Source organism: Comamonas terrae, assembly GCF_001544075.1.
GTDB lineage: Bacteria > Pseudomonadota > Gammaproteobacteria > Burkholderiales > Burkholderiaceae_C > Comamonas > Comamonas terrae.
Genome location: NZ_BCNT01000003.1, coordinates 188,790 through 199,622, shown reverse-complemented (window position 1 = coordinate 199,622; position 10,833 = coordinate 188,790). Strand labels below are relative to the sequence as shown.

Sequence of the window (10,833 nt, the reverse complement as noted above, 5' to 3'; positions counted from 1 at the left end):
CAAATATCAACCAATTTCAGAGAGCAGGCGCTGGGCCCGGGCCTTGAGATCGCCCTGGGCTTCGGCGATCACTTCCTCTATCAGTGTACGTGCTCCGTCGCTGTCGCCGATGGCATTGAATTCCTCGGCCAGCGCCAGCTTGGTGGCCAGCGGGTCTTCCGGCGCCACGGGGGCTGGCGACGGGGAAGCCGGCGCGTTGCTGTTGCCCAGATCCAGCGACAGGGCGCTCAGGTCGAATTCCATGACGTTGGAGTCGGCAGGATCGTCTTCTGCCAGGGACTCGGCAGCCACAGGCCTGTCGGTTGCTTCTGCGTGGGTCGACGAGGGCAGGGCGAAGTCGCTCAGGTCGAACTCCAGGCCCTCGGGCGTGGCGGGCACGGCCGACGCTGCCTCGGTATCCATCACGCCGCCCGGCGAAGCCGAGTGGGGCTGGGCTGCGGGCGCTTCCAGGGCCGAGCCGAAATCCATGTCCAGGCTGTTGTCGTGCTCGGAGGCGGGAGCTGCTTCGGGAAGCGCCGCAGCGGGAGCTGCCGGCGTGGCGCTCCAGCTGCCGAGATCGGCAAAGTCCTGTTCGCTGGGCTGGGGGATGGCCGGTGCTTCGTCGAGCTTGTGCACGGGCTCGGCGTCGGCCAGGCCGCCGGGCAGGTCCAGATCCATGTTCAGGTCCAGGCCCGCAGGCAGGGTGGCGGGGCCTTCGCGGTCGGCATCCAGTTTCGACTGGGCCAGCGCGGCGCCAAAGCCCATGGCGGCGGCGCCTGCGGCCAGACCGCCAGCCAGGTCTGCGGCGGGCTCTGCGGCAGCGGGCTGAGCGCTGGCGCTGCCGGCCTGGGGCAGGGAGGTATTGCCGCCTTGCTGGTACAGGGCGTTCTCGGGGTCGAGGATGCGGCCCTGGTCGGCAAGGCGTTGCCATTCCGGACCCTGGCCCTGGGTCAGGTTGCGCAGGGTCTGGGCCGTGGCTTCAAAGGCCTTGCGGTCATGGCGCTTGGCATAGATTTCGGCCAGCTTCTGGTGCAGCACCAGGCGGTTGGGATCGGTGCGCAGGGCTTCCTTGAGGATTTCCTCGGCCTGCAGGTCGCGGCCATAGGCCAGGTAGACGTCCGCCTCGGCCAGTGGATCCACGTCGCCGGCATCGAGCTGGCTGGGCGAATACTGCATGGAATGGCCCGACATCTGGCTGCTGGTGCCGGTATCCACATGCTGGCCGCCGCTGGCGCCGAAGAAGGAATCGGCAGCCAGCTGGCTGTCGCCCAGCGTGCTGTCCGCCACGGCGGCTGCCGCCTTGCGGCGCTGCGCCACGCGATAGCCGCCGTAACCGAGCAGCAAGGCAAGGATCGCGGCACCGGCCAGCGGAATGGTGGGGTCTTCCATCAGGCTGTCGATAAAGCTGGGCTCCTGTGGCACGGGAGCTGGCGCCGGTGCCGGCCTGGGCTGGGGCGCCGGTGCGGCCGCTGGGGCTGCAGCCTCGGCTGGCTTGGCTTCGTCGGTACTCTTGTCTGCAGGTTCTGCCTGCGATGCGGCTGATTCGGGCGCAGCGGCGGGCGTGCCTGCGGCATCGGCTGCCGGGGTGGCTGCGGCCGGCTCGGCCGGCGTTTCGCCTGCTGCAGGTGCTGCGGCTGCCGGTGCCGCTGCGGGTATGGCCACCCCTGGTGCCGCGGTCGCGGCACTGCCGGTGCCGGCCGCACTGGCAGCGGAACCCTCGGGCTTGGTGGCGGCGGCGATCTGGCTGAGCTCGGCCATGTTGCGCTTGAGTTCGTCCATGCGCGAGGACTGGTCGGCCGACTGCTTTTGCTGGGCCAGCTTTTCGTCGGCTTCCACACCCTTGACCGCACCCTTGGACAGCGTGAGCTTGTCGGGGGCTGCCGTGCTGGGCTTGGCCTCTTCGACCTGGGCCTGGATCTTGCCGGAAGCCGCGCGCGATGCCGCTTCCACCGGTGCGGCGGGGGCGGCACCGGCCAGCTGGCGGCGGAACTGGTTGAAGTCGCGCGACTGCGCGGCCATGATGCGGCGCGCCTCGTTCTGCGGCGTGGCTTTGGCGGCGGCCTCATCGGGCATCTGGATCACGACGCCGCTGCGCATGCGGTTGACGTTGCCGTTGATGAAGGCCTGGGGATTGGCGCGCAGCATGGCCACCAGCATCTGGTCCAGCGAAACGCCGGCAGGGCGGTGGGCCGCGGCCAGGCGGCCGGCCGTGTCGCCGGTCCTGACGCGCACATCCTCGCCGGATGCCGGTGCGGCCGGCGGGGCCGGGCGTGCGGCAACCGCCGGCGGCGCGGGCTTGCGCGGCACTGTGGGGCTGCTGTCGTCCTGGGCGGGCGCCGTGACTGTGGGGGTATTGACGGCCGGGCGGCCGGGGCGAGCCCGAGCGGCTTCGGGGGCCGAAGCCTGGGCCGCAGCCGTCACACCGGGCGCGGCACGGCGCGCGGCCGGCGGATCCAGCAGCAGCGTGTAGTTGCGCTGGAGCTTGCCTGAAGCCCAGCTGGCATCGATGACGAGATCGAGGAAGGGATCGTTGACAGGCTGGAAGCTGCTCAGCTGCAGCACGGCCGAGCCGTTGGCATTCCTGACGACCTTGACGCGGATCGAGTTGGCCGTGCCCGAATACTCCACGCCCTGGGCGCGGAAGGCCTCCGGCGAAGCCACGCCGGCCTGCAGGCTGTCCGCCTCCGCGGCGCTGAGCTGCGGAATCTCCACTTCGGCGCGCAGCGGCTCGCCAAGGGCCGACTGCACCGTGATGCGGCCCAGGGCAAGGGCCCACGCATTGGTGGCCGTCATGCCGGTCAGGGCCAGGGTCGCGGCGGCGAGCGCAGAGAGTTTCCAGCGTTGCATAAAGCTCAAACTTTTGTGGGTGCGTTCCGCTGGCGCCTATTGTTTTTCTGGGAATGCCGGCGGGTACACATGTAAATAAAACTTACCAAAGGCGCATGAACAGGTTCAAGGCCCAGGGCACACGGCTTGCATTGTCATCCACGCTATTGCGTTGCCAGCGATAAGGCGGCAGGCCAGCCTGCGCAATGTTGTCGATTGGCAACGAGATGAAACCTAATGTATCCCTGTTGGCCACTGTCGAAACGCCCGAAAAGCGGCATCGGTGGCGCCCGATTGTGCCCCATGCATGCCGCCTGGGCTGTGCTGCAGAGGCGAAAAAAGCGCCATCCATCCAAGGGATGGCATGGCGCTTCAGGGGGAGTTGCGCTGGCTCAAGAGCCAGGCCGGCGCCGCTCAGGCGGCCAGCAGGATGCGCAGCATGCGGCGCAGCGGTTCGGCGGCGCCCCACAGCAGCTGGTCGCCGATCACGAAGGCGGACACGTACTCGGGGCCCATGTTGAGCTTGCGCACGCGGCCCACGGCCACTTCGAGGCCGCCGGTCACGGCGGCAGGGGTCAGTTCCTTGACGGTGAGCGCACGCTCGTTGGCGACGAACTTGACCCAGGGGTTGCCGCTCCGGATCAGGGCCTCGATCTCGGCCAGCGGCAGGTCCTTCTTGAGCTTGAGTGTCAGCGCCAGCGAGTGGCAGCGCATGGCGCCGATGCGCACGCACAGGCCGTCCACGGGAATGGTGGCTTCGGTGCCCAGGATCTTGTTGACCTCGGCCTGGCCCTTCCATTCTTCCTTGGACTGGCCGTTGTCCAGCTGGGCGTCGATCCAGGGGATCAGGCCGCCGGCCAGCGGGGCGCCGAAGAATTCGGTGGGCACGTCCTCGCGGATGGTGGCGGCCACCTTGCGGTCGATCTCCAGGATGGCGGAGGCAGGCGTGGCCAGCTCATCGGCCACGGCGGCGTGCACCACGCCCATGCCCTTGAGCAGCTCGCGCATGTGGTTGGCGCCGCCGCCCGAGGCAGCCTGGTAGGTCATGGAGGAAACCCACTCGACCAGGCCGGCCTTGAACAGGCCGCCCAGGCCCATCAGCAGGATGGAGTTGGTGCAGTTGCCGCCGATCCAGTTCTTGCCGCCGGCGGCGAGCTTTTGCTTGATCAGGTCTTCATTGACGGGGTCCAGCACGATGACGGCATCGCTCTCCATGCGCAGCGAGGAGGCGGCGTCGATCCAGTGGCCGTTCCAGCCGGCGGCGCGGATCCTGGGGAAGACTTCCTTGGTGTAGTCGCCGCCCTGGCAGGTGATGATGATGTCGCACTTGGCCAGCTCGGCGATGTCGTTGGCATCCTTGAGCTGGGTGTGGGTCTTGGCCATGGACGGGGCCTTGCCGCCGGCATTGGAGGTGGAGAAGAAGACCGGCTCGATCAGCTCGAAGTCGCCCTCGGCCTGCATGCGGTCCATCAGCACGGAACCGACCATGCCGCGCCAGCCTACCAAACCAACCAGTTGCTTGCTCATTTGAAACGCCCTTTCAGTTTTGAAAACAGTAGCTTGAGACTGCTTCGTCCGGCTCGTCTGGCCGGATCAGGGGCGCACGACGAACCGGGCTGGGTCAGCCTGTAATCGTCTTAATGGTCTTAACGATTTGCGCGCGCACGTCCACACCGGCAGAGGCTGCGGGTGCTGCGGTTTCAGCGAGGAAAGGGCGGGCGGCAAACATAAGAGCTGTGATTGTAGCGACTGCGGTAAAAGCACAGTTTGTTAAATGTGCTTTATGCAATAGTCAAATCGTCGAAATTTGTGATTTATTTTTGACGTTTTGATCAAAAACGTCCGAAAACATGATCTGCTGCAAAGGCCGGGAGCTGGCCTCGGCCTTTGCGGTGCCGGTGGCTCAGACTTCGGCCAGCGCCCGGACCACGGCGTCACCCATTTCGCGGGTGGAAACCTTGGTCGTGCCTTCGCTGTAGATGTCGGCGGTGCGCAACCCTTTGGCCAGCACCTTCTGCACGGCGGCTTCGATGCGCTGGGCGGCGGCTTCCTGGTTCAGCGAGAAGCGCAGCATCATCGCGGCCGACAGGATGGTGGCCAGCGGGTTGGCGATGCCCTTGCCGGCGATGTCGGGCGCCGAGCCGTGGCTGGGTTCGTACAGGCCCTGCTTCCTGTCGTTGAGCGAGGCCGAGGGCAGCATGCCGATGGAGCCGGTGAGCATCGAGGCCTCGTCGGACAGGATGTCGCCGAACATGTTGCCGGTGACCACCACGTCGAAGCGCTTGGGCTCCTTGACCAGCTGCATGGCGGCGTTGTCCACGTACATGTGGTCCAGCGCCACGTCGGGGTACTGCTTGCCGACTTCGGTGACCACGTCCTTCCACAGCTGGAAGGTTTCGAGCACGTTGGCCTTGTCCACGCTGGTCACGCGCTTGCTGCGCTTTTGCGCGGCCTGGAAGGCGACGTGGGCGATGCGCTCGATCTCGGGACGGGTGTAGCGCATGGTGTCGAAGGCTTCCTCGGCGCCGGGGAAGTGGCCGTCGGGAGCGCTGCGGCGGCCGCGCGGCTGGCCGAAGTAGATGTCGCCGGTCAGCTCGCGGATGATGAGGATGTCCAGGCCCGCGACCAGCTCGGGCTTGAGGCTGGAGGCATGGGTCAGTTCCTTGTAGCAGATGGCGGGGCGGAAGTTGGCGAACAGGCCCAGGGCCTTGCGCAGGCCCAGGATGGCCTGTTCGGGGCGCAGGGGGCGGTCCAGCGTGTCGTATTTCCAGTCGCCCACGGCGCCGAACAGGATGGCGTCGGCTTCCTGCGCCAGCTTGAGCGTGGCGGGCGGCAGCGGATGGCCTTCGGCTTCATAGCCGGCGCCGCCCACGGGGGCTGTCTGCATTTCCAGGCCCAGGTTCAGGGCTTCGAGCACCTTGACGGCTTCCGCGACGATTTCGGGGCCGATGCCGTCTCCGGGCAACACTGCGATCTTCATGATGTTCCTTTGATTAATTTGATAACTGCTTGCGCTTGATATTCATAGACTTCATATTGAATTTGCTTGGAAGTCTATGAATGGAGAGCGTTGGCAGCTCATTTATTGATAGAAATGAATCAGCGCTGGATCAATGTGTGAGCCAGCCAGGGCTTTTGCGCCAGACGCTCGGCCTCGAAGGCCTTGATCTTGTCGGCATGGCGCATGGTCAGGCCGATGTCGTCGAAGCCGTTGAGCAGGCAGTACTTGCGGAAGGCGATCACGTCGAAGGGGATTTCCTCACCCTGGGGGCGCACGATCACCTGGCGCTCCAGGTCGATGGTCAGCTCGTAGCCGGGGAAGGCCGCCACTTCGTTGAACAGCAGGTCGATCGTGGCCTCGGGCAGCACGATGGGCAGCAGGCCGTTCTTGAAGCTGTTGTTGAAGAAGATGTCGGCAAAGCTGGGGGCCAGGATGGCGCGGAAGCCGTACTGATCCAGCGCCCAGGGGGCGTGCTCGCGGCTGGAGCCGCAGCCGAAGTTCTTGCGTGCGATCAGGATGCTGGCGCCTTTGTAGCGCGGCTGGTTGAGCACGAAGTCGGGGTTGGGCTTGCGTTCGGACTCGGGCACGCCGGGCTGGCCGGGCTGGTCCAGGTAGCGCCATTCGTCGAACAGGTTGGGGCCGAAGCCCGTCTTCTTGATGGACTTCAGGAACTGCTTGGGAATGATGGCGTCGGTGTCGACGTTCTCGCGGTCCATGGGGGCGACAAGGCCCTTGTGCACGGTGAATTTTTGCATGGCTTGAAGGCGTATGTTCTGGGGGATCAGCGAGCGGCGCGCTCGATGGCGCTGCCTGCGCTTTGCACGTCCTGGCCAATGCCCTTGACGGTGTTGCAGGCGGCCAGGGTGAGGGCCAGGCCAATCAGGAGGATCGGAAACGGTGGCTTCATGGTCGGACTCGCTGAAGAGAGGATGTGTTCAGGCGAACTTGCGGATATCGACGAAGTGGCCGTGGATGGCGGCGGCCGCGGCCATGGCCGGGCTGACGAGGTGGGTGCGGCCTCCCGCGCCCTGGCGGCCTTCGAAGTTGCGGTTGCTGGTGGAGGCGCAGCGCTCGCCGGGCTCCAGGCGGTCGGCGTTCATGGCCAGGCACATGGAGCAGCCGGGCTCGCGCCATTCGAAGCCGGCGGCCTTGAAGATCTGGTCCAGGCCTTCGCGCTCGGCCTGTTCCTTCACGAGTCCGGAGCCGGGCACGACCATGGCCAGCTTGATGTTCCTGGCCACCTTCTGGCCCAGCTTCCTGACCACGGCGGCGGCCTCGCGCATGTCCTCGATGCGGCTGTTGGTGCAGGAGCCGATGAAGACCTTGTCCACGAAGATGTCGTTGATGGGCTTGCCGGGCGTAAGGGCCATATAGGTCAGGGCGCGCTCGATGGCGCCGCGCTTGTTGGGGTCCTTTTCCCTGTCGGGATCGGGTACGGTGGCATCCACGCCCAGCACCATCTCGGGCGAGGTGCCCCAGGTGACCTGCGGCACGATCTCGGCGGCGTTGAGCTCGACCACGCGGTCGAACGTGGCGTCGGCGTCGGAGTGCAGCGTTTTCCAATAGGCGACGGCGGCATCCCACTCGGCACCGGTGGGCGCCAGCGGGCGGCCCTTGATGTAGTTGATGGTCTTGTCATCCACGGCTACGAGACCGGCGCGCGCGCCGCCTTCGATGGCCATGTTGCAGACGGTCATGCGGCCCTCCATGGACAGGTCGCGGATGGCTTCGCCCGCGAATTCGATGGTGTAGCCCGTGCCGCCGGCCGTGCCGATCTTGCCGATGATGGCCAGCACGATGTCCTTGGCCGTGATGCCGGGGGCGACCTTGCCGTTGACCTTGACCAGCATGTTCCTGGCCTTCTTGGCCAGCAGGGTCTGCGTGGCCATCACATGCTCGACCTCGGAGGTGCCGATGCCGTGGGCCAGCGCGCCGAAGGCGCCGTGCGTGGAGGTGTGGCTGTCGCCGCAGACCACGGTCATGCCGGGCAGCGTCGCGCCCTGCTCGGGGCCCATCACGTGGACGATGCCCTGGCCCTTGTCCATGAAGGGGAAGAAGGCGGCCGCGCCGAATTCGGCGATGTTGCTGTTGAGCGTGGTGATCTGTTCCTTGCTGATGGGATCGGCAATGCCGTCGTAGCCGCGCTCCCAGCCGTCGGTGGGCGTATTGTGGTCGGCCGTGGCCACCACGGAACTGATGCGCCACAGCTTGCGCCCGGCCATGCGCAGGCCCTCGAAGGCCTGGGGACTGGTCACTTCGTGCACCAGGTGGCGGTCGATGTAGAGGATGGAGGTGCCGTCTTCCTCGGTGTGAACGACGTGCTCGTCAAAAATCTTGTCGTAAAGGGTGCGTCCCATGGCGGTCTCGTGAGGTTGGGGTTGTCGGGGTGTGGATTCGGTAAAGCCGTGCGGCAGGCCGTCAGCAGGCGTCAGGCCCGGGCGCTGCCGGCAGGGCATAGGTGGTCCACCAGCAGGCGGGTGGTGACGGGCAGGGCGTCGAAGTCGCGCGCCACCACGCACAGTTCGCGGCGTGCCCAGTCATCGCTCAGGTGCACGGCGCGCAGATGGCCCACGCCGTGCATGAGCTCGAAGGCCCGGTCCGGCAGCAGGCCCAGGCCCAGGCCATTGTCGATCATGCGGCACATGGCATCCAGGCTGGTGACCTGGATGCGCTGGTGCAGCGCATGGCCGGCCTGGGCTGCGGCCGCGCGCATGGCCAGGCTGATGGAAGATCCCGCATGCAGGCTGACGATGTCCCACTCCAGCACTTCGGCGAAGGCCACGCTTTCGCGCTCGGCCAGCGCATGGCGCTCGGGCACGACGACGACCAGCCGGTCCTCGCGGTAGCGGCGGTATTGCAGCGGCACATTGCCCTGGGTCAGCTGCACGGTGGCCTGCTTGCTGCCAGGCTGCAACGCATTGCCCAGCGTGCAGATACCGATATCGGCCGTGCCCTCGGCCACGGCGCTCAGCACGTCGGGGCTCAGGTGCTCCTGCAGGTCGATCTTGATCTGGCTGTGCTCGCGGGCGAAGGCACCCAGGTCTTCGGGCAGGAACTGCACGATGGCCGACATGTTGGCGTGCATGCGCACATGGCCGCGCACGCCGTCGGCATACTCGGACAGCTCGCCCTGCATGCGTTCCAGGCCATAGAGCACGTTGCGCGCATGGTGCAGCAGGCTTTCGCCCGCAGGTGTCAGCGTCACGCCGCGGCTGTGGCGGTACAGCAGCGCGGTATCGACGGTGGCTTCAAGATCGGACAGGCGCTTGCTCACGGCCGAAGCCGCGATGAACTCGCGCTCTGCGGCGCGGCCAATGCTGCCCAGCTCGCAGACAGCCACGAACAGCTGCAGCGAGGTGAGGTCTATGCGCCTTGCAAAACTACGCTCGGAATTCTTCATGGGGGAGACTCTGTCTTCTCGTTTAGAGAAGTTGATTGCATTCTTACCTATAAATCATTGCTTAACCATCTTTGAATGAGATGTCTTTGCTGGCGATGGGTGATGCTTTTGCGATGGGTCTGCTATCGGCTGGCGATGTGCTGGCCGGGCTGCCGGAGTTTTTTCCAGCTGTTAACAGACAGTAAAGTGGCGTGACGCTTCGAGAGCATGCTGCAAAAATATGAGCCTCGACAGACTTGTCCCTCCAACTGCCGGAAGCTTTCCGGCCTTTTTTTTCGATACCGCCTTGCCTTCGTCCTCACCTTCTTCTTCCCATGCCTTGCGCTGGAGCCATGCCTGCCTGACGGCTGTGGCAAGCCTGGCTCTGGCACTGGGTTCTGTTGCTGTGCACGCCGCGCCCGCCAAGGGCAAGACCGCAGCCGCCAGCAAATCTTCCAAGCCGGCGCCCGCCCGTTCTCCGGCCGGCGCCGCGAAACCTGCGGCCAAGGCCGCACCAGCCAAGGCGGGCAAGGCAGCCAAGGGCGCGGCCAGGAAGGGCGCAGCACCTTCCCGCCACGGCCGCACCGGCCGGGCGGCAGCCGCTGGCGCCGCAGCGGCTGCCGTCCCCATGGGCCTGGAGCACTGGAGCCCGGCTCCCAATGCAGCGGCCGGCAGTGCCGACGACGCCAAGGAGCTGGCGGCGCTGCGCGAGTCGGCCCAGGCCGGCGATGCCAAGGCCCAATACCTGCTGGGGTCGCGCTACCGCTTCGGCAACGGCGTGAAGCAGGACCTGTCCCAGACGGTGCAGCTGTACCGGCGCGCGGCCGAGCAGGGCTATGCGCCGGCTCAGTCGGACCTGGGCGTGCTGTATGCGAATGGACGGGGCGTGGCCCAGGACGACGCCCAGGCGGCCCTGTGGTACCGCAAGGCGGCCGATCAGGGCGACGCCATTGCCCAGAACAACCTGGGCCTGATGTACGCCGAAGGCCGCGGCGTGCCCAAGGACGAGGCGCAGGCCGTGCAGTGGTTTCAGCGCTCCGCCGAGAAAGGCGAAGCCGCCGGGCAGTACAGCCTGGGCGTGATGTACGCCAGCGGCCGCGGAGTGAAGGAGGATGCCAAGGCCGCGCTCAAATGGTTCGAGAAGGCCGGCGAGCAAGGCCATGTGGATGCCCAGTACAACGCGGGCATGACCTATGCCGAGGGCGCCGTGGTCAAGCAGGACATGCAGCGCGCGGCCCAGTGGTTCGAGAAGGCCGCGAACCAGGGCCTGGCTTCGGCGCAGTCCACGCTGGGCTTTCTGTATGCGAACGGCCAGGGGGTTGCTGCCGACCCGGCCAGGGCCGTGCAATGGTTCGAGCGCTCGGCCAAGCAGGGCTATACGCTGGCCCAGTCCAATCTGGCATCGCTCTACACCAGCGGCCAGGGCGTGGCCAAGAATCCGCAGAAGGCCTATTTCTGGCTGCTGGTCGCCAGGGACAAGGATGCGTCGCTGGAAGCCCGCACCCAGGCGGCCGGCGAAGCCCTGACGCCGGCGGAGCGTCTGCGCATCCAGCGCGAAGCCCGAAGCTGGAAGCCTGTCCGGGAGCCGGGCTGAGCCGGGGCCGTCCGGCCATGAAAAATGGCTCCCCCGCTCCTCGCCGCGCGTAGA

At 66.4% G+C, this 10,833-nt stretch carries 8 protein-coding genes; 1 reads left to right on the top strand and 7 read right to left on the bottom strand.

Annotated elements, in window-relative coordinates; genetic code table 11:
• Window positions 1–6: 6 nt before the first annotated feature.
• From Cte04_RS04280 to Cte04_RS04250, 7 genes are all read right to left on the bottom strand, one after another.
• Complete coding sequence (locus tag Cte04_RS04280; protein WP_066472573.1) at window positions 7–2,826, bottom strand: motility hub landmark protein FimV; 2,820 nt, start codon at window positions 2,824–2,826, stop codon at window positions 7–9.
• A gap of 393 nt (window positions 2,827–3,219) precedes the next feature.
• Window positions 3,220–4,332 carry an aspartate-semialdehyde dehydrogenase gene (gene asd, locus Cte04_RS04275; protein WP_066472568.1) on the bottom strand — a complete coding sequence of 371 codons (1,113 nt, stop codon included), beginning with the start codon at window positions 4,330–4,332 and terminating at the stop codon, window positions 3,220–3,222.
• A 376-nt stretch (window positions 4,333–4,708) separates the two neighbouring features.
• On the bottom strand, window positions 4,709–5,785 hold the full coding sequence (gene leuB / locus Cte04_RS04270) for a 3-isopropylmalate dehydrogenase (RefSeq protein ID WP_066472565.1): 1,077 nt from the start codon (window positions 5,783–5,785) through the stop codon (window positions 4,709–4,711).
• Between the two features lie 119 nt (window positions 5,786–5,904).
• A complete protein-coding gene (gene leuD / locus Cte04_RS04265) occupies window positions 5,905–6,561 on the bottom strand; it encodes a 3-isopropylmalate dehydratase small subunit (RefSeq protein WP_066472562.1) in 657 nt (218 codons plus the stop codon).
• A gap of 26 nt (window positions 6,562–6,587) precedes the next feature.
• A complete protein-coding gene (locus Cte04_RS04260; RefSeq protein WP_066472559.1) occupies window positions 6,588–6,713 on the bottom strand; it encodes an entericidin A/B family lipoprotein in 126 nt (41 codons plus the stop codon).
• Window positions 6,714–6,741: 28 nt separating this feature from the next.
• Window positions 6,742–8,163 carry a 3-isopropylmalate dehydratase large subunit gene (gene leuC, locus Cte04_RS04255; RefSeq protein ID WP_066472556.1) on the bottom strand — a complete coding sequence of 474 codons (1,422 nt, stop codon included), beginning with the start codon at window positions 8,161–8,163 and terminating at the stop codon, window positions 6,742–6,744.
• A gap of 71 nt (window positions 8,164–8,234) precedes the next feature.
• Window positions 8,235–9,206 carry a LysR family transcriptional regulator gene (locus Cte04_RS04250; protein WP_066472553.1) on the bottom strand — a complete coding sequence of 324 codons (972 nt, stop codon included), beginning with the start codon at window positions 9,204–9,206 and terminating at the stop codon, window positions 8,235–8,237.
• A gap of 286 nt (window positions 9,207–9,492) precedes the next feature.
• Between Cte04_RS04250 and Cte04_RS04245 the strand changes: the two genes are divergently transcribed.
• Entirely contained in the window at window positions 9,493–10,779 is a 1,287-nt protein-coding gene (locus Cte04_RS04245; protein WP_245633287.1) for a tetratricopeptide repeat protein, read from the top strand.
• The last annotated feature ends 54 nt before the right edge of the window (window positions 10,780–10,833 follow it).

Bases quoted from the DNA above. Each gene is read 5' to 3' on its own strand.
- asd (WP_066472568.1), bottom strand. From the start codon at position 4,332: ATGAGCAAGCAACTGGTTGGTTTGGTAGGCTGGCGCGGCATGGTCGGT.
- leuB (WP_066472565.1), bottom strand. From the start codon at position 5,785: ATGAAGATCGCAGTGTTGCCCGGAGACGGCATCGGCCCCGAAATCGTC.
- leuC (WP_066472556.1), bottom strand. From the start codon at position 8,163: ATGGGACGCACCCTTTACGACAAGATTTTTGACGAGCACGTCGTTCAC.
- Cte04_RS04280 (WP_066472573.1), bottom strand. From the start codon at position 2,826: ATGCAACGCTGGAAACTCTCTGCGCTCGCCGCCGCGACCCTGGCCCTG.
- Cte04_RS04260 (WP_066472559.1), bottom strand. From the start codon at position 6,713: ATGAAGCCACCGTTTCCGATCCTCCTGATTGGCCTGGCCCTCACCCTG.
- Cte04_RS04250 (WP_066472553.1), bottom strand. From the start codon at position 9,206: ATGAAGAATTCCGAGCGTAGTTTTGCAAGGCGCATAGACCTCACCTCG.
- leuD (WP_066472562.1), bottom strand. From the start codon at position 6,561: ATGCAAAAATTCACCGTGCACAAGGGCCTTGTCGCCCCCATGGACCGC.